The following is a 21,181-nucleotide window of genomic DNA, read 5'->3' as shown; positions in this document are numbered from 1 at the left end:
TCTAATTAAATACATTTTACCTGTATGGGTAATTCTTGTAAACCCGTTATTTGTCCAGCGATTCGCTCCAGTCGTGCACCATCGTGCCTTCCAGGAACTTCTCGGCATCCATAGCGGCCATACAGCCGGTTCCCGCTGCCGATATCGCTTGACGGTAACGTGTATCCTGTACATCGCCACAGGCGAATACACCCGGGATGTTGGTCTCGGTGGTACCCGGATTCACCACGATATAGCCATTCTCATCCGTATTGATCTGCCCGCCCAAGAAGGCTGTGTTCGGTGTGTGTCCAATCGCTACGAACACGCCGTCTGCCTCCACCAATTCTGTCAGACCTGTCTCATTGTTAAGCACCGTAAGGCCCTTCACTCCGGTCTCTCCTACCGTTACTTCAACCGGTGTGCGGTTCAAGGCCCAGGTTACCTTGCTGTTGTCACGCGCCCGGTCCTGCATGATCTTCGAGGCCCGCAGCTCGGGACGGCGGTGAACCAGCGTTACACTGGACGCAAAGCGGGTCAGGAAGCTGGCTTCCTCCATAGCGGAGTCTCCGCCGCCGACGACGACAATCTTTTTATTACGGAAAAAGAAGCCGTCACAGGTCGCACAGGTGCTGACCCCGCGTCCCACATTCTCCTGCTCGCCCGGAATGCCCAGATATCTTGCAGAGGCCCCGGTTGAAATAATAACCGACTCCGCTTCCAGTACACCCATTCCGTCCACTGTTACCTTGAACGGACGCTGTGAGAAGTCCACCGACTCCACCCAGCCATTCTTGAATTCAGCGCCGAAGCGTTCCGCCTGCTTGCGCATATTGTCCATCAGGTCCGGACCCAGAATCCCTTCAGGGAAGCCTGGAAAGTTCTCCACTTCTGTCGTCGTTGTCAGTTGTCCCCCCGGCTGCAAGCCTTCAATGACCAGCGGGCTCAGGTTCGCACGCGCCAGATAAATCGCGGCAGTCAGCCCGGCCGGGCCTGTTCCGATTACAATCGTTTTGTACATTACATTGGCCTCCTTACAAGTAGGTGTTCTTACAACAGCAATTGCTTCAAATGCGGGTAGTGGACGGCGATAAGCCGCCGGTTCCGGGCAGCATCCCCTTGGGTCCGGGAGCAGCCGCAGGCTCCTGCTCTTCGCCGGGCGAGCCGCCGGCTTCATTCAGGTTCTCCCCGATCAGCCGCTGAAGGCTGAACAATGCCGCCTCCTGCAGGCGGTCCTCCTGCAGTGGCTCCTGCTCCAGAACTCCGCGCAGTACCTCGGACATCTCCTCGTCCTCAATCCAGCGGAGAGCCTCGGTCACCTGAAGCTTCGTAGCGGAATCGCCGTAGCGCAGCGCCCAGAAGAACGAGGCGCGCAGCAGCGGATTATTCCGCACTTCTTCAGTGAATCTGCCTGTATTGCCCTTCCACTGCTTCAGCTGCTCCTGGAAGGGCAGCTGATAGTTATAGCTGACAGCAGGCATAGGGTGTCCTTCTGCCCGGGCCTGCTGGAGCTGGGACAGGAAGAACGCAGGGACAGCGGAAGCAGGGTCCAGCTTGGCTGCCTGTCTCCAGCAGCGCAGTGCCTCATCATGTCTTCCGCTATTGCTTGCCGCCGCGGCACAGTAATGATACAGCCCGGCGTCTCCGGCGACCTCCTCGTCCTTCAGCAGACGGCGGAAATGGCTGTAAGCGGCAGCGTGCCGGCCCAGGATACCCATGGTTGTAGCCATTTTGAATACATGCTCCTGATGGAACGGCACCGTTGCTTCTAGCATACCGAGCAGCGTTTCAAGCTGTTCCTTATCTCCTGCATACTGCAGGAAGATGGCCATATTGCACAGAGCGTGCAGATTGCCGGGGTCTTGCTTCAGCACCTCATTCAGACATTCCTTCGCCTTGGCGAACCGGCCCATATAGAAATGAGCTAGTGCCAGATTATTATGCGCAGCCAAAAAATCCGGGGTACCCGCAGTGATCTCCTCCAGCAGCTCTACAGCCTGAGGGAACTTACCCTCCTCCAGCAGACTCCGCGCCCGGTCATGCTCTACGACTCCCTCACGGCTACGGATACGCACCAGCGGAGCAGGCCGGTTCAGCTCATATTGCAGCAGCTCCATCAGTTCTTCGGATTCGGTCATGAACTCGCCGTTAGCATCCTCTTCCAAGTAAGTGACCAGCGAACGCTCCGCCTCTTCAAAGCTTTCCATATTGGCGAAGTTATTAGCCATGTAGAAATGGCATTCCGTCATAGCGGGGTCGATTTTCTCCAGAACATGGATAAGAATCTCGTTAGATGCGGTATAATTGCCCATCTCAGATAATATACCCGCCATATTGCAATGATTCACCGGATTATCCGGCTCATATTCAACAGCTTTGCGAAAATTTCTTAATGCCTTATCATATTGAAAGCGGTCCAGCGACCGAACGGCTCTTTCAAAGAAAAAATTGGCATCCAGAGTGACCGGAATGACATTACTGTGCTCCGCGGCATTCTCTGAAGTTCTCTCTATCATGGAAGCAAGGCACCTCCCTTGTTTCAGCTTCCCTAGCCTTACCTGTTCGTTTCCATTTATGGTCTCGGCTGTCTTCTTCACACAGTATACCACATGTGGCAACGAGATTCTCAAGTCTCAGAGAGAGAGCTAACGGGAGGGAAAAGCTCAAAAAAAGACGCGGGAGTTAAATCCCCGCGTCTCTGAACAGCTTATCTATGGAACCGCCCTCGATGATAATACGCGTGGCCTCAGCCAGCATGGGAGCTACCGAGAGCACCGCGAATCTGCTGGAATGCTCGTCCGGCAGGGCAATCGAATCGGTAATGACAATCTCGTCGATATTGGGATGATCCATCCGCTCAAGCGCATCCCCGGAGAACAGTCCGTGCGTAGCACAGACGATACTGTTCCGGGCACCCCGCTCCTTCAGGCCCTCCACCACATTGACGATCGTGGTTCCGGTATCTATAAGATCCTCTATAATGATTGGCGTCCTGCCTTCCACATCACCAATGACATGCGTAATCACCGATTCATTATGCGCCGGACGCTTCTTAATCATGATGGCGAACGGCGAATCCAGCCGGCTGGCCAGCTTCTCCGCCATGGACGCTCGTCCCGCATCCGGGGAGACCACGACCAGATCGGTAAGCCCCTTCACCTTCAGATAACCGCTAATCAGATCAAGCGCCGTCAGATGATCGACCGGAATATTGAAGAATCCCTGTATGGCTGCGGCATGCAGATCAATCGTAATTACGCGCGTTGCACCGGCGGTGGTCAGCACATCGGCGACCATTTTGGCCGAGATCGGCTCACGTGGTGCGGACTTACGCTCCTGCCGGGCGTACCCGTAATAGGGAACGATAATGTTCACCGTTCTGGCCGATGCGCGCTTGGCGGCATCAATCATGACCAGCAGCTCTACAAACAGCTCGTTAATCGGATGAGCCAGGGATTGCACCAAAAATACGTCGCAGTTCCGGATGCTCTCTTCATAATGCACATAAATCTCGCCGCTTTTGAAACGGGTCAGCTTAATCTGGCCAAGCGGCGCACCAAGGCGCTCCGCAATATCAGCGGCAAGCTTCGGATTCGACGAACCGGAAAAAATCCGTAATTGATGATGCATAGTACCCTCCTGGGATTATAAATTTATACGCTGAACGGAACAGATGTACGGCGGCGTCCTTCAAAGACGGCCAGTTCGCGGAAGCCGGTGCGCCAGAGCATGTCCCGGGCCTCTGTTAAGCCGTCTCCCAGCTTCATGGGATCATGCGCATCAGAGCCAACCGTGAGTGGAATGCCCAGCTCAAGCGCCTGAACAAGCACATGCTCTGCCGGGAACATCTCGGCGCACGGCTTGGACAGCCCGGAAGCATTCAGCTCCATCGCGATGCCGCTGCGGGCAATGACCTTCAGCGTATCCAGCTCAAGCTTCTTAGCCTCCGCCAGGTCCTCCGGCGTCCGGGGTCCGTAACCGAACCTTTTGATGACGTCCATATGTCCTATAATATCATATAATCCTGATAACGCCGACTTCTGTACAGCATCATAATAGCGGCGGTATACCGCCATGACATCCTGGCCTTCCCAGCCATGGGTCTGCCGGTGGTCGGTAATATCCCATTCTCCCAGGAAATGCACCGAGCCAATCAGATAATCCCACGGATAGGGTGCCAAAAGCTCGCGGATCTGCTCCTCATATCCCTCAATATAATCCGCCTCCAGCCCGACCCGCAGCTCAATCGTGCCCCGGTAGCGCTCCTTCAGCGTAAGGCATTCCTCCACATATCGCGGAAGCTCCGCAAGAGGCATAGCCATCTCGGGATAGTAGTGGTCCGGGTCGACATGGATCAGCGGCAGATGATCCGACAGCCCAAGCTGCTCAAGCCCCAGAGCGATGCCCCGCTGCACATACTCCTCCAGCTTCCCGACCGCATGGCCGCAGCGTTCATGATGGGTATGATAATCGATGTGCATGCTGAAGTGCCCTCCTAGTCCCGCCGCGGCCGTTCATGGCGGGCGCTCAGCTCTTCAAGAATCTCATCCAGCGGAAGCTTGCGCTCCTGCAGCAGCACGAGCAGGTGATAGATCAGATCGCTGACCTCCAGGCGCAGCTCGGCATTATCTTTGTTTTTGGCGGCAATGATCGTCTCGGAGGCTTCCTCACCGACCTTCTTCAGGATCTTGTCCACGCCCTTGTCGAACAGATAGGTCGTATACGCCCCCTCAGGACGGTTCACCTCACGCTCGGCAATCACACGCTCCAGCTCCCCGAGTACCGCAAACCGGCCGCTCTCTGCTTCAGCAGCATTCACGGCAGCCCCGGCAGTATCAGTTACGGTTGCCGGTGAATCGAGCGGAATCTCGCGGAAGAAGCAGCTGTTCTCCCCGGTATGGCAGGCCGGACCCTCCGGCACTACCTTCACCAGCAGCGTATCGCTGTCACAATCGTAATGGATCGAGGTGATCGCCTGCGTATTGCCGGACGTCCCCCCCTTATGCCACAGCTCGCTGCGTGAACGGCTCCAGAACCAGGTCTGGCCGCTCGCAAGGGAGCGCTGCAGCGATTCAGGATTCATATAGGCGAACATTAATACCTCCAGGGTGCGCGCATCCTGAATGACTGCAGGCAGCAGGCCGGATTCATTCCAGCGGATGCCGGACACTGCCTCCTGCTGGCTTAGTGCGATATCCTTCTTGTCCTCGCTCATCGGATCTCTACTCCTCTTTGCTTCAGATCAGCCTTCAGATCATGAATAGCAATCTCTTTATAGTGAAAAATGGTTGCCGCAAGTCCGGCATCTGCCCGGCCTTCCGTAAATACATCATAGAAATGCTCAATTCTCCCGGCCCCGCCGGAAGCAATGACAGGAATACTCAGAAGGTCGCTGACCGCCGCCGTCAGCTTCAGGTCGAAGCCGTCCTTGGTCCCGTCCGCGTCCATACTTGTAAGCAGAATCTCGCCGGCCCCCAGCCGCTCCGCTTCCTTGGCCCAGTTCAAGGCCCGGATACCCGTGGGCGTACGTCCGCCGTGCGTATACACTTCCCATTCGCCCCAAGCCTCATTATATTTGGCATCCATCGCCACTACAATGCACTGGGAGCCGAAGTGACGGGCCCCTTCCAAAATCAGCTGAGGGTTATTTACAGCGGCCGTGTTAATGCCGATCTTGTCCGCTCCGGCACGCAGAATCCGCTTCATATCATCAGGGGTCGAGATGCCCCCGCCGACCGTGAAGGGAATGGCAATCTCACCCGCCGTCTGCCGCACCACTTCAATCATGGTCGCCCTGCCTTCCACAGAAGCGGAAATATCCAGGAATACCAGCTCATCCGCTCCCTCACGGTCGTACAGCGCCGCAAGCTCCACCGGATCTCCGGCATCGCGCAGATTCACAAAATTCACGCCTTTTACCACACGCCCGTCCTTCACATCCAGACAGGGAATAATCCGTTTCGCCAACATTCCAAGACCCCTCCTTAGTATAGACTTACCGCAATCCGGAGGATTGGCCCAGGGTCTGCAGCGCTTCACCCAGATTAATATTGCCGGTATACAGCGCCTTGCCCACAATCGCCCCGCCGATTCCGCTGCCGCTATGTACGTTCAGGCGCTGCAGATCATTAAGGCTGGTCACGCCGCCGGAAGCGATTACGCTGCGGCCGCTTGCTTTAGCCATAGAGAGAATGCCTTCCACGTTCGGCCCCTGCATCATCCCGTCACGGGAGATATCGGTATAGATGAAGGTCTCGGCACCTTTGGCGGCCAGCTCTCTGGCCAGATCTTCCGCGCGGACCTCAGATGTATTAAGCCAGCCGTGCGTAGCCACATAGCCGTTGCGGGCATCGATGCCGATGGCAACTTTGTCGCCGTATTTGGCAAGAACCGCTTCTGTAAAAGCCTGATCATTAATGGCTGCCGTTCCGATAATCACCCGGCTGACGCCGAGGCCCAGCAGCTTCTCAACATCGGCAAGTGTACGGAGACCGCCGCCTACCTGTACAGGAACATTCGCATGCTTAGCAATGGCCCCAATGATGGAATCATTCACAGGGCAGCCTGCTTTGGCTCCGTCCAGATCCACAAGATGGATATACTGCCCGCCTTGCTCTTCCCATGACTTAGCCACCTCTACCGGACTGTCGTTATAGATCGTCTCTTGGGCATAATCACCCTGCTGCAGCCGGACACACTTGCCGTCCCGGATATCAATCGCCGGATATAGGATAAAAGAAGACATGAATACTCCCCGCTTTCATTGCAAATTAGTGATTCAGGCAGGCTAAGCCTGCTGTGCCTGGAGCCTCAGGAAATTACCCAGCAGCTTGACGCCAAGCTCCCCGCTCTTCTCCGGGTGGAACTGCATACCGTAGACATTGCCGCGGCCCACAATAGCCGTTACCGGATGTCCATAGTCTGTGACGGCCAGCAGATCGCTGTCCGCCGCGAGTGCATGATAGGAGTGCACGAAGTACACATGCCCCTCCGTCAGGCCGGCCAGCAGCGGACTCTCCGGCTGGCGGAAGCTCAGCTTGTTCCAGCCCATATGCGGCACCTTGTAGCCGTCCCGGGGGGCGAAGCGCACCACTGCGCCGGGCAGAAGCCCCAGCCCCTTATGCTCGCCATGCTCCTCGCTGCTGCGCAGCAGCAGCTGCATTCCGAGGCAGATGCCCAGCACCGGCTGGCCCGCTGACGCTGCGGCCCGGACGACATCATCCATTCCGCTCTCTCGTAAGTGCTCCATCGCATCGCCAAAGGCACCGACTCCCGGCAGAATGACACTGTCTGCCGCCAGGATCTCGGCGGCATCCGAGGTTACAAGACTCGTATACCCCAGCCGCTCTACGGCCTTGCTGACACTGTGCAGGTTGCCCATGCCGTAATCGACGATTGCAACGTCCATCCTACAGCACTCCCTTCGTTGAAGGCACGCCCTTCACCCGGGGATCTACCAGGGTCGCCTCATCCAGTGCCCGTCCCAGCGCCTTGAAGACCGCTTCAATCATGTGATGGGTATTGGAGCCGTAATGAACGATGACATGCAGCGTAATTCTCGCCTCCAGTGCGAACTTCCACAGGAATTCATGTACCAGCTCTGTTGAGAAGCTACCTACCTGCTGGGAAGGATACGCTGCCCGGTATTCGAAATGCGGCCGGTTGCTGATATCGATCACTACCTGGGCAAGCGCCTCATCCATAGGGACGAAGACACTGGCGTACCGCTTGATGCCTTTTTTATCTCCAAGCGCTTCCCGCAGAGCCTGTCCGAGACAGATACCGATATCCTCGACCGTATGGTGATCGTCAATCTCGATATCTCCCCGTGCCTGCACGGAGAGGTCAAACTGTCCATGCTTCGTGAACAAATCCAGCATATGATTCAGGAACGGCACATCGGTCTCCAGTTCGGAGACCCCGCTGCCGTCCACGGCAAAGGTTAGCTTGATGTCCGTTTCATTGGTTGTACGGCTAAGTCCGGCCTTACGCAGCGCCACTTCGTTATTATTGTTCTCCATTTGTGTCTCCACCTTTCGCTTCGTTCGTAAGCCGGATTTCGATGGCGCGTGCATGGCCTTCCAGCCCTTCACGCCGGGCAAGCTCCATAATCGCCGCCCCGTCGCGCAGCAGCGCTTCCTTGCTGTAATAGATCAGACTGGACTTCTTGATGAAGTCATCCACATCTACAGGCGAGGAGAACCGCGCTGTGCCATTCGTCGGTATAATATGGTTCGGTCCGGCGAAGTAGTCGCCGACCGGCTCCGAGCTGTACGGCCCGAGGAAGATCGCCCCGGCGTTCTCTATTGCGCCGGTCAGCCCCATCGGGTCGTTCACCACAATCTCCAGATGCTCCGGCGCGAGCCGGTTCACCACGGAGATGCCCTCCTCAAGCGAGTCTACGACGATAATCGCGCCGTAGTTCTCGACCGAGGCCCGCGCGATTTGCTCGCGCGGCAATGCCTGCAGCTGCCGCTCAACCTCGGCAGCCACCGCCTCCGCGAGACGCTGCGACGGCGTCACGAGGATCGCCGACGCCATCTCGTCGTGCTCGGCCTGCGAGAGCAGGTCGGCCGCGATGTAGGCGGCCTCAGCGGTATCGTCGGCGAGCACGACGATCTCGCTCGGTCCGGCGATGCTGTCGATGTCGACAGCGCCGTAGACCTCGCGCTTGGCCAGGGCCACGTAGATGTTCCCTGGCCCGCAGATCTTGTCGACCGGCACGATCGATTCCGTGCCGAAGGCGAGGGCGGCGATGGCCTGCGCGCCGCCTACGCGGTAGATCTCGTGTACGCCCGCTTCAGCGGCGGCCACGAGAATATAAGGATCAATACCTTCAGAGCCGCCCGTCGAAGGCGGCGTCACCATCACGATCTCCGGCACCCCGGCGATCTGTGCCGGTATCACGTTCATCAGCACCGAGGACGGGTAGGCCGCCTTGCCGCCGGGAACATAGACGCCCACGCGCTTCAGCGGGCGGATGATCTGGCCGAGGATCGTACCGTCCGGCTGCAGATCCATCCAGGAATTGCGTTTCTGCCGCGCATGGAACGCACGGATATTCACGGCTGCTGCGCGAATCGCCGTCACGAAGGACTCCTCTACCCGGCCGTAGGCGGCCTCAAGCTCCTCCGGCGTTACGCGCAGCTGCGCTGGCGTCAGTACAGCGCCGTCGAAGCGCTCCGTATAACGGAGCAGCGCCGCGTCGCCTTCCCGCTTGATATCGGCCACGATTTCACGTACGGCCTTGTTCTGCTCCGGCGTGCCGTATTCCACCTCACGCTGCAGTTTAAATTCCTTACTGGACTGGATCTTCACCGCCGCTTCCCCCTTGAGCTTATAGTTTTGCTTATATTATTTTACCTGCAACCCCGGTTCTGCAATAACAGCCTGCAGCCGGTCGCACAGCTGTTGAATCTCCTCATTCTTCATCCGGTAGCTTACCCGGTTCGCCACCAGGCGGCTGGTGATCTCGAAGATGCTCGTCATCTCCACCAGACCGTTATCCTTCAGCGTCTGGCCGGTCTCTACCATATCCACAATCCGGTCAGCCAGCCCGATCAGCGGTGCCAGCTCGATGGAGCCGTTCAGCTTCACAACCTCCACCTGCTGGCCTTGCTCACGGAAATACCGCGAAGCCACGTTCGGGTACTTGGTAGCTACCCGCTGCTGAATGCCCGGCTGCCAGTTCGGAAGCCCGATAATCGACATCCGGCAGCGGGCGATCCCGAGATCCAGCAGCTCGTACACATCGCGGCTCTCCTCCAGCAGCACATCCTTGCCGACAATACCGATATCCGCCACTCCATACTCTACATAAGTGGGCACATCCACCGGCTTGGCCAGAATGAACTCCATTCCGGCCTCCGGCAAGGAAATCACCAGCTTGCGCGACTCTTCTCCGTCCGGAGGAATCGGCAGTCCCGCCTGGCGGAACAGCTCTGCCGCTTTATTGTAAATCCGGCCTTTCGGCATGGCCACCTTAAGAATCTGTGCCATCAATACCCGCCCCCGTTTCGTGTGTACTCATCATTTAAAAACCACCTGCAGCAGCTCCGCTCACCCATGCTCGCTGACAAACGACACGAACGTGTAGATCTCGCCGTACAGCTCGCCCTCTGCCTGAATAGTATCTGCATCCAGCCGCTTCACGGTCTTCAGCTCCTCCGGGCCTGTTGCCAGCCGTGTAACCACAGCATGCCCTTCCGAGCGCAGCCTCGCAGCCTCGGCCAGACCCTCCTGGCGCCGCAGTGCATCGTACTGGACCAGAATCGGCAGTTCTTCCTCTTCCAGCAGCCCGGAGACTCCATCCAGAATACGGTTGGTCTTCAGGGAGAAGCCGGTGGAGGGAATCGGACGCCCGAATTGCTGCAGCAGGTTGTCATACCGGCCGCCGCTGCATACCGGGAAGCCCAGCTCGGAAGCATATCCCTCGAAGGTCATGCCTGTATAGTAAGAGAAATCACCGATCATCGTCAGATCAATCAGCACATGCTCCGAGACACCGTAAGCAACCAGCACCTCCCAGACCTTGCACAGATGCTCGATCGACGCGCGCGCCACCGGATGATTGCTCAGCTCCAGCGCCTGACCGCAGATCTCCTTCCCGCCGCGCAGCCGCAGCAGTCCGTCCAGCTCCTGCTTCTGGGCAGCAGACAGCTCAAGACGCCGCAGCGTCTGGCGGAAGGCTACATAATCGCGGCTGAGCAGATGGCTCTTCAGCTCCTCCTGAGCCTGGGGCAGGCCGGATACCGCCTCCTGGAAGAGACCGTCGAGGAAGCCCACATGTCCAATTGCTATTTTAAAAGACTTTACGCCCGCCGCCTGCAGTGAAGCAATTGCCAGCGCGACTACCTCCGCGTCAGCCTCCGGCGAATCATCACCGACAAGCTCTACGCCGGTCTGAAAGAATTCTGCCTCCCGCCCGGCCTCTTCTTCAATGGCCCGGAAGACATTGGCATGGTAGGACAAACGCAGCGGCAGCGGCTCATCCTTCAGTAGAGAGGAGACCACACGGGCTACAGGTGCCGTCATTTCTGAACGCAGCACCAGCGCCTGCCCACGGTTGTTCAGCAATTTATACAGCTTCTGATCAGATGTAGAGCTGGCTACACCGACCGTATCGTAATATTCAAGAGTAGGCGTAATCATCTGCCGGTAGCCCCAGCGGCTCATACAGTGAAGTACATCCTTCTCGATCTTGCGCAGCTTCGTTACCGCACGCGGGAGATAATCTCTTACGCCGGCAGGCTTTTCAAATCCCTTTGGTTTGGCCATCTTCATTGTTCACCTCATCGGATATGTTAAAGGGTATTATCAAATGCTTTATCATGGTAAAGTGGTAGCAAAGTAAAGTAGTGGCAATATCGTATCACGGACCATCCTTTTGCGTCAACAATTCGCTTGAATTCCAGAGTTCCTTTTGCCACCGGGATAAGCGGCGAATATAATAAGTTAATATGATTGTACTTTATTTCCTCCATTAAGTATTCCCGGTATCTAATTCAGAAGCAGAAAGAAGGACTGACGGCTTGAGTACATCCTATATGATTGGCGTTGATATTGGAACCACCAGCACGAAGGCTGTCCTCTTTGAGGAGAACGGAACAATTGTCGCTCAGAGCAATCAGGGCTATCCGCTGCATCAGCCCTCCCCCTCTGTTGCAGAACAAAACCCGGAGCAGATTCTGGAAGCCGTGATTCATACCATAGCAGCGGTCATGCAGGAGAGCCTGTCAACACCTGAATCCATTCTGCTGGTCTCGTTCAGCTCCGCTATGCATAGCGTCATCGCTGTAGATCCTGCGGGTAAGCCGCTGACCGCCTGTATCACCTGGGCTGATAACCGGAGCAGCAGCTATGCCCGGCGGTTGAAGGATGAATTGAATGGACATGAGCTCTACCTGCGGACAGGAACGCCTATACACCCTATGTCTCCAATCACCAAGCTGATGTGGCTGGGCGAGGAGCAGCCCGAGCTGTTCCGGCAGACCTACAAGTTCATCTCCATCAAAGAATATATTTTCTTCCGGTTGTTCGGAGAATATGTGATTGACCATTCCATCGCCTCTGCCACCGGCATGTTCAATCTGGAGAAGCTCGACTGGGACGAGGAGGCGCTCCGGATTGCCGGTGTTACTCAGGAGCGGCTATCCCGTCCGGTCCCGACCACCCATATCCTGCAGGGACTGCTTCCGGAGCTTACCGGAAAGCTCGGTCTGCTCACGGACACTCCGTTTGTAGTAGGCGCCAGTGACGGCGTTCTGTCCAACCTGGGCGTAGGAGCAATGGAGCCGGGGGTAATCGCTGCAACGATAGGCACAAGCGGTGCCATCCGTACTGTAGTTGACCATCCGCTGACCGACCCCAAAGGACGGATCTTCTGCTACGCCCTGACAGACAAGCATTGGGTGATTGGCGGCCCCGTGAATAACGGTGGGATGCTCTTCCGCTGGGTGCGTGATGAGTTCGCCGCTTCTGAAGTAGAGACGGCGAAGCGCCTGGGCATTGATCCCTACGAAGTATTAACCCGGATCGCCGAGCAGGTGCCGCCCGGCAGCAACGGACTGCTCTTCCATCCGTATCTGACCGGAGAACGCGCACCGCTGTGGAATCCTGATGCCCGCGGCTCCTTCTTCGGGTTAAGCATGAATCACCGTAAGGAGCATATGATCCGTGCGGTGCTGGAAGGTGTCATCTTCAATATGTACACCGTATTGCTGGCCATGGAGGAATGTATCGGCGAGCCCGTTAGAATCCTGGCTACCGGCGGCTTCGCCCGTTCGGCGCTATGGCGGCAGATGATGGCGGATATTTTCGATCAGGAGGTAGTCGTCCCTGAGAGCTTCGAGAGCTCTTGCCTCGGCGCTGTTGTACTGGGATTATACGCCATCGGGCGGATCGATTCCTTGGATGCTGTCTTCAGCATGATTGGCTCCACTCACCGGCATGAGCCGGTTACTGCCCACGCCAAAGCCTACAAACAGCTGCTGCCCATCTTCATCTCGGTATCCCGCAGTCTGGAGGATCAGTATCAGGCTATCGCCGACTTCCAGCGCGAGCAGGCGGGGGAACAGCCCGGCTAACGTGCTTTCCAGAACCGCCTGCTTACAGCAAAGCGCCGGACAGCCGCAGATGCGGCCAGCCGGCGCTTTCAATATATGAACTAAGCCTAAGTCTACACTGTCGCCTTTGGCGCTGCTGCCGGCTTCTGCGGTGCAGAGCCGAACACCATCCAGGCCGGCTTCACATAACGGAAGGCAAGCGCAACCACTAGCCAGGAGCCCAGGAGGGCCACCAGCCAGCCGCCCGCTATTGCCGCCGTATAGGCCAGCGATCCGCCGTGGAACGGCAGCTTCCGGTACATGAACAGCAACAGCGGATGGAGCAGATAGATACCGAAGGAGCACGCCCCGGCCGAGAGCAGCAGTCTGCTCAGCAAGCTGCGTCCTGCCCCGTACAGCAGGAAGGACAGCTGGAACAGTACCAGACAAGAGAGCAAGGCATGCAGGTTCGAGAACCCTTCGTACCATAGACTGTTGATTACTGTTTTCTTCGTATAGTTGTTATACCACAAGACCACATGGTAAGCTCCGGCAGCCGCCCATAAGAGCCATAGTACCACCCAGCTTGTCCCTTTACCGGAACGCCAGCCTTCGCGGGAGGGAACCAGCCACTTTTTCAAGGAGCTGTAGTAGATCGCAATCGCCGCACCTAACAGGAAATACGAGAAATACGTAATGGCCAGACTACCCTTGGACAGCTTCCAATACCCGTGGTTCACCATATATTTGTTAAGCAGCACGAAGCCCCACTGTAACGCAAGCCCGATTACTGGTGCCCAGGCCGCGAGATGCCGGACTTTCTGCAGACACCAGAGTATCAGCGGGAACAGCAGATAGAACTGGATAATGATGATGATATAGTAGAGATGTGTATACGCCGTACCCGTCCATAGATACTTGAAGAACTTCCCGCCCATCTCCTGAAGAGGCATCCCCCAGGTATGACCGGCCGTCATTTTCAGTCCAAAATACAGCACCGTAAACACAAGATAAGGCACAATAATATAGATCAGTCTGCGGCTGTAGAATTTGGCCAGTACCTTCCCGCCCAGCGGACGGTCAATATAATTGTAGAACAGGACGAACCCGCTTAAGAATATAAAGGAAGGCACCGCAAACTGGCTGAACTTGTTAATAAACAGAAACGGAGGGAACATGGAAGTGCCCAGTGTCTCAGCCAACGTGCGTGAAGTGGCATGAATGGCGATCACCGCAAAAATAGCGATTGCCCGAAAAATATCAAGCTGTGGAATTCTTTCCTTTTGAGCCATTATGATTCCTCCTGTTTACGCAGCTCGCGGAGCGGATTCCCCCCGACGAACGAACCGGCAGCAACATCTTTGTGAACCACCGATCCCGCCGCAACCGTAGCCCCATCCCCAATCGTAACCCCAGGGAGAATAGTCGTGTTAGCCCCAATCATTACATTCTCGCCGATAATAACTTCACCCAGCCGATACTCCTTGATGAGATACTCATGAGCCAGGATCGTAGTGTTATAGCCGATAACCGTGTTCTCCCCGATAGAGATCTTCTCCGGAAAAAATACATCCACCATCGCCATAAGTCCAAACGCAGTATGCTTACCTATCTTCATCCCGAGCACCCGGCGGTAAATCCAGTTCTTGAGCGGCAAAATCGGGCAATAACGGGCAATCTGGATAAAAATAAAGTTGCGCACACCCTTCCACGGGCTGACCGTGCGATAAATATGCCAGAGCGAATTATGCCCCTCCACGGGATAACGGGTTATCTTTCTCACGGCTGCATAGTCTCCTGCTCCACAATTGAGTACAAGTCCTTCATCTCCTGGATGATGTAATCCGGTTCATAGGTGCGCAGCACAGCCTCACCCTTAAGCGACCAGGCCACTCCTGCTACACGCACACCTGCTGCCTTGGCAGACTGAATATCGACAGCACTATCCCCCACCATCAGTGTCTTGGCTGGATCAACACCCAGATTGGCCACTGCCGTGAGCACCGGCTCCGGATGCGGCTTCGGATGAGTCACATCATTCACCGTAACAATCGTCTCCATATATTTCAGCAGATCGAATTTCTCCAGTGTTCTGAGTGTGGAAGGCCGGATCTTCGTGGTTACTACCCCCATGCGGATTCCCCGGCGCAGCAGTTCTTCCATCGTCTCGTTCACATGGGGAAAAGCATGAACCAACTCGTCATGATGTGCATTGTTGTAAGAACGGTAGGACCGTTCCAGCACGCCGATATCCTCCAGGCCCGAGAACGCGCTTAGCTGGTGATGCAGCGTAGTTCCCATATGCGGAATCATCTGTTCCCGGGTAAGCGCCGGCAGGTTATTCTCCTTCAGCGCATGCATGAACGAATTGATGATCAGCTCATTCGTATTCACAATCGTTCCGTCCAGATCAAATAACACGCATTCTATCATTGATTGTATTACTCCTTTGTTTCCTTATCTTTAGAGGGATCTTCCACCGGCTGAACTGGCTGAGAAGGCTTCTGAGGCGTATTCACAGCACTCTCTGGAACTACCGCATCCGCTGCTGCCGGTTTGGTGCTAATGATCGGGTCCAGGTAATGAGCCTTCGGCTGTCCGCTTACCCGCCGTACAATAATCAGTGCAATGGCGGCCACAATAATGAGCAGCGCGAGCAGCTGAGAGATACGGATATTCCCGTAAGCCGGGTCAAGATAGCCTTGCTCGAAACCCATCCACTTCATTGGACTCCACAGCCCGTTAATGAAGGCTGCCACACCGCTGCTGCCGTCAAAGGCAAGACTGTCCGTACGCAGAGCTTCAATGAAGAAGCGGCCGATGGAGTACCAGATGAAGTAGGACATGAAGATTTCTCCGGCACGGACGAACTTCTGGCGGCGCAGCACCATGAGGAGCAGAATGCCCAGCAGACTCCAGAGTGATTCGTACAGGAAGGTCGGATGGTGAAAAGCATCCCCTATGTACATTTGATTAACGATAAAGTCCGGCAAATGCAGCTTATCCCGCAGGAACGATTCCTCTACCACACCGCCATAGGCTTCCTGGTTGATGAAATTACCCCACCGTCCGATCATCTGGCCTGCAAGCAGTCCGGGAGCACAGATATCCACGATGCGCCAGAACGGATAGCCTTTATAGCGGAAATAAATAATCCCGCAGATAATCGCGCCGATCAGGGCGCCATAAATCGCAATACCGCCATTCCAGACCTTGAAGATATCGAGCAGGTTATCCTTATAGTCTTCCCACTTGAAGGCTACGAAGTATAGCCGCGCCCCAATAATAGCCGATGGCAAGCCCAACAGCAACATATCCATGAAGAACTCCTGAGGAATGTTGAAGCGTTTGCCTTCTTGAATACATAGGAAAAGCCCGGTAAGCGCACCAAGACCCAGAATCAGGCCATACCAGTGAACCGGCAGTGATCCAATCGAGAAGACAATCGGGTCAATCGCTAGTGAATAAAACATGCTCTCACACTCCTAATCGAGATCATCCATATCTTCTGAGATGGTGGCGGTAAGTTTATTCGTAAATTGCAGCGCGGCATTAAAGCCCATTTGCTTGAGCCGGTAATTCATCGCAGCCACCTCGATAATGACAGCGAGGTTACGTCCCGGACGGACAGGGATGGTAACCAGCGGCACATCGGTATCAATAATCCGTGTCGTCTCCTCATCCAGTCCCAGTCGGTCATACTGCTTGTCCTGCTGCCAGGCTTCCAGTCTGACCACCAGAGTAATCCGCTTGTGATTACGGATAGCGCCTGCTCCAAAGAGCGTCATAACATTAATAATCCCGACACCGCGGATCTCCAGCAAGTGACGGATTAATTCCGGTGCGGTACCATGAAGCTGATTATCCGAGGTCTGGCGGATTTCTACCGCATCATCGGCAATCAGGCGATGACCGCGTTTAACGAGTTCCAGTGCGGTTTCACTTTTACCAATGCCGCTGGTGCCTGTAATCAGCATCCCTACCCCATACACATCACAGAGAACACCGTGAATTGTTGCAGTCGGTGCCAGTCTGCCCTCAAGGAAGCTGGTCAGTCTGCTTGAGAAAATCGTGGTCGCCATGGAGCTGCGGAGCACGGGAAGTCCCTTCTCGTTACTGATGTCTACAAGCTCCTGGGGTACGTCCAGCGCACGAGTAATGACAATACAAGGGGTATTGTCGTTACAGATACCGCGTACCCGGCTTTTCCGTTCTTCCTCTGAGAGCATAGAGAAGAAAGCCAGCTCTGTTTTGCCTAATAGCTGTACACGTTCTTCTGGATAATATTCGAAATAACCGGCCATTTCCAGCCCGGGACGGTTCAAATCATCCACTGTGATCGGTCTTTTCAGACCTTCATGTCCGGATACTACCTCTAATTGAAAATGCTGCACCAATTCCGATACTTTTACCTTCTTAGCCATATATGTGTCCGTCCTTTCGTCACCCGCGGCTTATGCCGCTTCCCCGCATACCGGTTACATCTTTATCCATTCCAGCTACAGGTAATTCTCCTGCTATCTTAATGGATTATGCCAGTGAATGCAATCTTAACCCCAGCGGTTATCGTTCCATTCCACCATGATCATTACAAGAAAAAGCCGCCTAACCAGGCGGCTTTCTTCATTATAAACTATGTTCACCCTGCAGAGATCTTATCCCAGCAGAACGTTAAGTTCGGATTCTTTGTCGAAGATGTGGACTTTGTTCATGTCGATGGCCAATCTAGGCTTGCTGCCTTCACGGGTAGTGGAACGTCCATCTACACGTGCAATTACAGTGTTATTGCCAAGACCGCTCAAGTAGAGGAGCATTTCATGACCAAGGTTTTCCGTAACATCAACCATCGAAGTGAAGATTGTGTTAGGGGAAGCTTCCAGGAACACTGGCTCTTCATGAATGTCTTCTGGACGAACGCCCATGATTACATCTTTACCGATGAAGCCTTTGTTACGCAGGATTGTAGCTTTGCCGCCTGGAACTTCAACATCAAGGTTCTCTGCACGGAAACGGACAGCGCCGTTCACTTCGGAAAGAGTACCGTTGATAAAGTTCATGGTAGGGGAACCGATAAATCCGGCTACGAACAGGTTCGTAGGCTCATTGTACAGTTCTTCAGGGGAAGCTGCCTGCTGGATGATACCATCGTACATAACTACGATACGGTCACCCATCGTCATTGCTTCTGTCTGGTCATGCGTTACATAGATACAAGTAGTTTCAAGGCGTTTCACCAGCTTAGTGATCTCAGCACGCATTTGACCACGAAGTTTAGCGTCCAAGTTGGAAAGAGGCTCATCCATCAAGAAGACTTGTGGATCACGGACGATTGCGCGGCCTAGAGCGACACGTTGACGTTGACCACCGGACAGTGCCTTAGGTTTGCGTTCCAGCAAGTGCTCGATATCCAGGATTTTTGCTGCTTCGCGCACTTTCTTGTCGATTTCTTCTTTCTTTACTTTGCGCAATTTCAGACCGAAAGCCATGTTCTGATATACACTCATGTGCGGGTACAAGGCGTAGGATTGGAATACCATCGCGATATCACGGTCTTTAGGAGCAACGTCATTCACTACACGGTCACCAATGTACATTTTACCTTCAGAGATTTCTTCCAGACCAGCGATCATACGCAGGGTTGTGGATTTACCGCAACCGGAAGGACCAACCAGTACGAGGAATTCCTTATCTTTAATATCAAGATTGATATCGATTACTGTTGCTTTATCGGAACCCGGGTATTTTTTGAAAATATGCTCTAAACGTACGCCTGCCATTGTATTTCCCCCTCGAGTCTAGTATTGGATTAGAAAATCAAACGCTTTCTTGTACACTTATCTTACCCCAGAGCCGGCCTCATGGCTATTTGCAAGGTTCACAAAAAACCTATTTTCTTTTCGTCACTTTATACAATAACATGGCAAGCTTCACAATAGCGGCATCCCCAAAGCTACGGACATCGGCCCCCGTCTCCTGTTTGATCTTGTCCAGCCTGTAGAGCAGCGTATTGCGGTGAATGTACAGCTTCTTGGCGGTTTCACTGACATTGCAGTCCATTTCAAAAAAACTCTCCAGCGTCAGCAGCATTTCCTTATCCGCCAGTACCGCCGTGTAATCACCGATCTGGCCCAGCAGCTGTCTCCGCCGGTCATCCGGAATACTGTTAACCAGCCGCTCCATGTGCAGCTCCCACGGCAGATGAATATAATCGCCAACCTGGAAGATACGGCCAAGAATAATGGTCTCCCGCAGCAAGGCGACTGCTCCTGTCAGACCTTTAACCGGGATAATGGCTGGAGAGACCGCCAGATGGAAGACGCCAACCCACTCGCTGGCAATCAGTTCATGCAGCCCCATAGAAGTCTGTGACAGCAAATCCTCAGCACTCTCTTCCTCATCCTCTTTATCATCTCCGCCTGTGAGGAGTTCCTTACGGGCTAAAATTAACCATTCCTTATCCTGCAGGGGAACCAGCAATACATCATTCTCAAAATAACTGCGCAGCAGCTTCATTAAGGAGCGATACGTCATCTGCGGATTATGAACATTCTCGCTTACCAGCATGAACGGAATCATATCTCCGAACAGCCGGCCCTTCAGCGAGATTTCATCCGGGATCTCCGCATCGTCCTTCTCCTGCTCCAGTTGGGCATTCAGCCAGCCGCTAAGCTGCCGCGCCTCCATCTCCCCTTCTTCCTTGAACCCGGTTGCCTTCAGCGCTACCGCAAAATTGCGTCCGGCATAATTCACCAGCTCCAACTCCAGCGGCGACAGCCCCTCTGTCTCCACCCACACTGCTGTAACACGGCCATCATTCTCATAGAGGGGAATCCAGAGATAACCCTCATGAATGACCGGCAGTTCCTGATCCTTATCCGTACCTATGCCAAAAAGTGAAGCGGAATGCTGTCTCCCCAGCTGCTTGATTCCGGTCCTCTTTCCGGTGAGTTGCTCCAATTTTTGACGCAAACCCTCACTATCCATCATCACCATTCTCCACCACTTTTGCTTTTTTCGCTTATTTTATCATATTTTGCTGTAAAATGCGGAATTTGCGCTTACGAGCATACTTGTATCATGAATCAAAATACAAAAAAGGCCACCACCCTAAAGTGATGACCGTTTGACTTAAGATGAGCCATGAAGGACTCGAACCTTCGACACCCTGATTAAAAGTCAGGTGCTCTACCAACTGAGCTAATGGCTCCTAAAAAGGGATGGAGGCTGATGGATTCGAACCACCGAACACGTACGTGAGCAGATTTACAGTCTGATGCGTTTGGCCACTTCGCTAAGCCTCCATGATGGTGGCGCGGGAGGGAATCGAACCCCCGACACAAGGATTTTCAGTCCTTTGCTCTACCGACTGAGCTACCGAGCCATAAACAAACCTAAAAACAAAAAAATGGCGGAACAGGGCGGGATACTCTTCACTCCGTTACGAGATTGCGAAGTATTCCTTACGATGCCTATGCTTCAACAAACCCAGGGAATTCTCATCCCTTATGCCATTGAAAATGGCGGAACCGACGGGATTCGAACCCGCGATCTCCTGCGTGACAGGCAGGCATGTTAGGCCAACTACACCACGGTTCCACAATTTGCTCTTAAAAATGGTGCCGGCGAGAGGACTTGAACCCCCAACCTACTGATTACAAGTCAGTTGCTCTACCAGTTGAGCTACACCGGCACGGTGTAAGGCAATACAATTCGAACATAAAAATGGTGGAGGCTGAGGGGTTCGAACCCCCGACCCTCTGCTTGTAAGGCAGATGCTCTCCCAGCTGAGCTAAGCCTCCGGGTATGTATGGTAGCGGCAGAGGGGATCGAACCCCCGACCTCACGGGTATGAACCGTACGCTCTAGCCAGCTGAGCTACGCCGCCACACTACAAGTATTGGATTTATAATGGCGGAGAGAGAGGGATTCGAACCCTCGCACCGCTTACGCAGTCTAACCCCTTAGCAGAGGGTCCCCTTATAGCCACTTGGGTATCTCTCCAAATTAATGGTAGCCATGTAAATCCGCACAGGAAATTGATTCCTGAAAACTGAATCCGAAACGAATCTGCGTGTTAGAAATTTTGGATAAGCCCTCGACCGATTAGTATTGGTCAGCTCCATGCATTGCTGCACTTCCACCTCCAACCTATCTACCTC

General features: G+C 54.5%; 20 protein-coding genes and 8 tRNA genes. 1 reads left to right on the top strand and 27 read right to left on the bottom strand.

Annotated elements, in window-relative coordinates; genetic code table 11:
* Positions 1–46 precede the first annotated feature (46 nt).
* From trxB to C173_RS15580, 12 genes are all read right to left on the bottom strand, one after another.
* Complete coding sequence (gene trxB / locus C173_RS15635) at positions 47–1,000, bottom strand: thioredoxin-disulfide reductase (protein WP_036726252.1); 954 nt, start codon at positions 998–1,000, stop codon at positions 47–49.
* A 46-nt stretch (positions 1,001–1,046) separates the two neighbouring features.
* Positions 1,047–2,495 (bottom strand): tetratricopeptide repeat protein, encoded by a 1,449-nt coding sequence (locus C173_RS15630; RefSeq protein ID WP_235191906.1) that lies wholly within the window; start codon positions 2,493–2,495, stop codon positions 1,047–1,049.
* 166 nt (positions 2,496–2,661) lie between these two features.
* Positions 2,662–3,609: a ribose-phosphate diphosphokinase gene (locus C173_RS15625; protein ID WP_036726251.1), complete on the bottom strand. Its 948-nt coding sequence runs from the start codon at positions 3,607–3,609 to the stop codon at positions 2,662–2,664.
* Positions 3,610–3,632: 23 nt separating this feature from the next.
* Positions 3,633–4,460 (bottom strand): histidinol-phosphatase HisJ, encoded by an 828-nt coding sequence (gene hisJ, locus C173_RS15620; protein WP_036726250.1) that lies wholly within the window; start codon positions 4,458–4,460, stop codon positions 3,633–3,635.
* A gap of 14 nt (positions 4,461–4,474) precedes the next feature.
* The gene (hisIE, locus tag C173_RS15615; RefSeq protein WP_036726248.1) at positions 4,475–5,194 is read right to left on the bottom strand and encodes a bifunctional phosphoribosyl-AMP cyclohydrolase/phosphoribosyl-ATP diphosphatase HisIE; all 720 of its coding nucleotides are present in this window, start codon (positions 5,192–5,194) and stop codon (positions 4,475–4,477) included.
* Positions 5,191–5,949 carry an imidazole glycerol phosphate synthase subunit HisF gene (gene hisF, locus C173_RS15610; protein WP_036726247.1) on the bottom strand — a complete coding sequence of 253 codons (759 nt, stop codon included), beginning with the start codon at positions 5,947–5,949 and terminating at the stop codon, positions 5,191–5,193. The genes hisIE and hisF overlap by 4 nt, the downstream gene beginning before the upstream one ends.
* 25 nt (positions 5,950–5,974) lie before the next feature.
* A complete protein-coding gene (hisA, locus tag C173_RS15605; protein WP_036726245.1) occupies positions 5,975–6,724 on the bottom strand; it encodes a 1-(5-phosphoribosyl)-5-[(5-phosphoribosylamino)methylideneamino]imidazole-4-carboxamide isomerase in 750 nt (249 codons plus the stop codon).
* A gap of 42 nt (positions 6,725–6,766) precedes the next feature.
* The gene (gene hisH, locus C173_RS15600; RefSeq protein ID WP_036726244.1) at positions 6,767–7,387 is read right to left on the bottom strand and encodes an imidazole glycerol phosphate synthase subunit HisH; all 621 of its coding nucleotides are present in this window, start codon (positions 7,385–7,387) and stop codon (positions 6,767–6,769) included.
* A gap of 1 nt (position 7,388) precedes the next feature.
* Positions 7,389–8,000 (bottom strand): imidazoleglycerol-phosphate dehydratase HisB, encoded by a 612-nt coding sequence (gene hisB, locus C173_RS15595; RefSeq protein WP_036726243.1) that lies wholly within the window; start codon positions 7,998–8,000, stop codon positions 7,389–7,391.
* Entirely contained in the window at positions 7,987–9,297 is a 1,311-nt protein-coding gene (gene hisD, locus C173_RS15590) for a histidinol dehydrogenase (protein WP_036726241.1), read from the bottom strand. Before hisD ends, hisB begins: the two co-directional genes overlap by 14 nt.
* A 36-nt stretch (positions 9,298–9,333) precedes the next feature.
* Entirely contained in the window at positions 9,334–9,978 is a 645-nt protein-coding gene (hisG, locus tag C173_RS15585) for an ATP phosphoribosyltransferase (RefSeq protein WP_036726240.1), read from the bottom strand.
* A gap of 60 nt (positions 9,979–10,038) precedes the next feature.
* On the bottom strand, positions 10,039–11,256 hold the full coding sequence (locus C173_RS15580; RefSeq protein ID WP_036726347.1) for an ATP phosphoribosyltransferase regulatory subunit: 1,218 nt from the start codon (positions 11,254–11,256) through the stop codon (positions 10,039–10,041).
* A gap of 269 nt (positions 11,257–11,525) precedes the next feature.
* Here C173_RS15580 and gntK point away from each other — a divergent pair, with 269 nt between their 5' ends.
* Complete coding sequence (gntK, locus tag C173_RS15575) at positions 11,526–13,064, top strand: gluconokinase (protein ID WP_036726346.1); 1,539 nt, start codon at positions 11,526–11,528, stop codon at positions 13,062–13,064.
* Positions 13,065–13,156: 92 nt separating this feature from the next.
* On the opposite strand, the gene C173_RS15570 is transcribed toward gntK, so the two are convergent.
* The 15 genes from C173_RS15570 to C173_RS15500 form a co-directional block, all read right to left on the bottom strand.
* On the bottom strand, positions 13,157–14,314 hold the full coding sequence (locus tag C173_RS15570; RefSeq protein ID WP_036726238.1) for an acyltransferase: 1,158 nt from the start codon (positions 14,312–14,314) through the stop codon (positions 13,157–13,159).
* Complete coding sequence (locus tag C173_RS15565; RefSeq protein WP_036726237.1) at positions 14,314–14,805, bottom strand: acyltransferase; 492 nt, start codon at positions 14,803–14,805, stop codon at positions 14,314–14,316. The genes C173_RS15570 and C173_RS15565 overlap by 1 nt, the downstream gene beginning before the upstream one ends.
* On the bottom strand, positions 14,802–15,455 hold the full coding sequence (ppaX, locus tag C173_RS15560) for a pyrophosphatase PpaX (protein ID WP_036726235.1): 654 nt from the start codon (positions 15,453–15,455) through the stop codon (positions 14,802–14,804). The genes C173_RS15565 and ppaX overlap by 4 nt, the downstream gene beginning before the upstream one ends.
* Positions 15,456–15,463: 8 nt before the next feature.
* Positions 15,464–16,495, bottom strand: a complete 1,032-nt coding sequence (gene lgt, locus C173_RS15555; RefSeq protein ID WP_036726233.1) for a prolipoprotein diacylglyceryl transferase — start codon at positions 16,493–16,495, stop codon at positions 15,464–15,466.
* A gap of 12 nt (positions 16,496–16,507) precedes the next feature.
* Positions 16,508–17,446, bottom strand: coding sequence for an HPr(Ser) kinase/phosphatase (hprK, locus tag C173_RS15550; RefSeq protein WP_036726232.1), 939 nt, complete (start codon positions 17,444–17,446; stop codon positions 16,508–16,510).
* A 231-nt stretch (positions 17,447–17,677) separates the two neighbouring features.
* Positions 17,678–18,799, bottom strand: a complete 1,122-nt coding sequence (locus tag C173_RS15545; RefSeq protein ID WP_036726231.1) for an ABC transporter ATP-binding protein — start codon at positions 18,797–18,799, stop codon at positions 17,678–17,680.
* A gap of 109 nt (positions 18,800–18,908) precedes the next feature.
* Positions 18,909–19,991 (bottom strand): PucR family transcriptional regulator, encoded by a 1,083-nt coding sequence (locus C173_RS15540; RefSeq protein ID WP_235191905.1) that lies wholly within the window; start codon positions 19,989–19,991, stop codon positions 18,909–18,911.
* Between the two features lie 165 nt (positions 19,992–20,156).
* A tRNA-Lys gene (locus C173_RS15535) sits at positions 20,157–20,229 on the bottom strand.
* 11 nt (positions 20,230–20,240) lie between these two features.
* A tRNA-Tyr gene (locus tag C173_RS15530) sits at positions 20,241–20,323 on the bottom strand.
* 4 nt (positions 20,324–20,327) lie between these two features.
* Positions 20,328–20,403: transfer RNA gene (locus C173_RS15525), tRNA-Phe, on the bottom strand.
* Between the two features lie 137 nt (positions 20,404–20,540).
* Positions 20,541–20,618: transfer RNA gene (locus C173_RS15520), tRNA-Asp, on the bottom strand.
* 18 nt (positions 20,619–20,636) lie between these two features.
* A tRNA-Thr gene (locus C173_RS15515) sits at positions 20,637–20,712 on the bottom strand.
* 33 nt (positions 20,713–20,745) lie between these two features.
* Positions 20,746–20,821 (bottom strand) — tRNA-Val (locus tag C173_RS15510).
* A 9-nt stretch (positions 20,822–20,830) separates the two neighbouring features.
* Positions 20,831–20,907 (bottom strand) — tRNA-Met (locus tag C173_RS15505).
* A gap of 24 nt (positions 20,908–20,931) precedes the next feature.
* Positions 20,932–21,023: transfer RNA gene (locus C173_RS15500), tRNA-Ser, on the bottom strand.
* Positions 21,024–21,181 lie beyond the last annotated feature (158 nt).

The sequence above is a fragment of the Paenibacillus sp. FSL R7-277 genome (assembly GCF_000517965.1).
Classification (GTDB): domain Bacteria; phylum Bacillota; class Bacilli; order Paenibacillales; family Paenibacillaceae; genus Paenibacillus_AQ; species Paenibacillus_AQ silagei.
Note: the sequence above shows the minus strand (reverse complement) of the source record. Positions and strands in the feature narration are given on the sequence as shown.

Bases quoted from the DNA above. Each gene is read 5' to 3' on its own strand.
- C173_RS15545 (WP_036726231.1), bottom strand. From the start codon at position 18,799: ATGGCAGGCGTACGTTTAGAGCATATTTTCAAAAAATACCCGGGTTCC.
- C173_RS15580 (WP_036726347.1), bottom strand. From the start codon at position 11,256: ATGGCCAAACCAAAGGGATTTGAAAAGCCTGCCGGCGTAAGAGATTAT.
- C173_RS15570 (WP_036726238.1), bottom strand. From the start codon at position 14,314: ATGGCTCAAAAGGAAAGAATTCCACAGCTTGATATTTTTCGGGCAATC.
- C173_RS15630 (WP_235191906.1), bottom strand. From the start codon at position 2,495: ATGATAGAGAGAACTTCAGAGAATGCCGCGGAGCACAGTAATGTCATT.
- gntK (WP_036726346.1), top strand. From the start codon at position 11,526: ATGATTGGCGTTGATATTGGAACCACCAGCACGAAGGCTGTCCTCTTT.
- C173_RS15625 (WP_036726251.1), bottom strand. From the start codon at position 3,609: ATGCATCATCAATTACGGATTTTTTCCGGTTCGTCGAATCCGAAGCTT.
- hisJ (WP_036726250.1), bottom strand. From the start codon at position 4,460: ATGCACATCGATTATCATACCCATCATGAACGCTGCGGCCATGCGGTC.
- hprK (WP_036726232.1), bottom strand. From the start codon at position 17,446: ATGGCTAAGAAGGTAAAAGTATCGGAATTGGTGCAGCATTTTCAATTA.
- hisA (WP_036726245.1), bottom strand. From the start codon at position 6,724: ATGTCTTCTTTTATCCTATATCCGGCGATTGATATCCGGGACGGCAAG.
- ppaX (WP_036726235.1), bottom strand. From the start codon at position 15,455: ATGATAGAATGCGTGTTATTTGATCTGGACGGAACGATTGTGAATACG.
- hisB (WP_036726243.1), bottom strand. From the start codon at position 8,000: ATGGAGAACAATAATAACGAAGTGGCGCTGCGTAAGGCCGGACTTAGC.
- hisH (WP_036726244.1), bottom strand. From the start codon at position 7,387: ATGGACGTTGCAATCGTCGATTACGGCATGGGCAACCTGCACAGTGTC.
- trxB (WP_036726252.1), bottom strand. From the start codon at position 1,000: ATGTACAAAACGATTGTAATCGGAACAGGCCCGGCCGGGCTGACTGCC.
- lgt (WP_036726233.1), bottom strand. From the start codon at position 16,495: ATGTTTTATTCACTAGCGATTGACCCGATTGTCTTCTCGATTGGATCA.
- hisF (WP_036726247.1), bottom strand. From the start codon at position 5,949: ATGTTGGCGAAACGGATTATTCCCTGTCTGGATGTGAAGGACGGGCGT.
- hisG (WP_036726240.1), bottom strand. From the start codon at position 9,978: ATGGCACAGATTCTTAAGGTGGCCATGCCGAAAGGCCGGATTTACAAT.
- hisIE (WP_036726248.1), bottom strand. From the start codon at position 5,194: ATGAGCGAGGACAAGAAGGATATCGCACTAAGCCAGCAGGAGGCAGTG.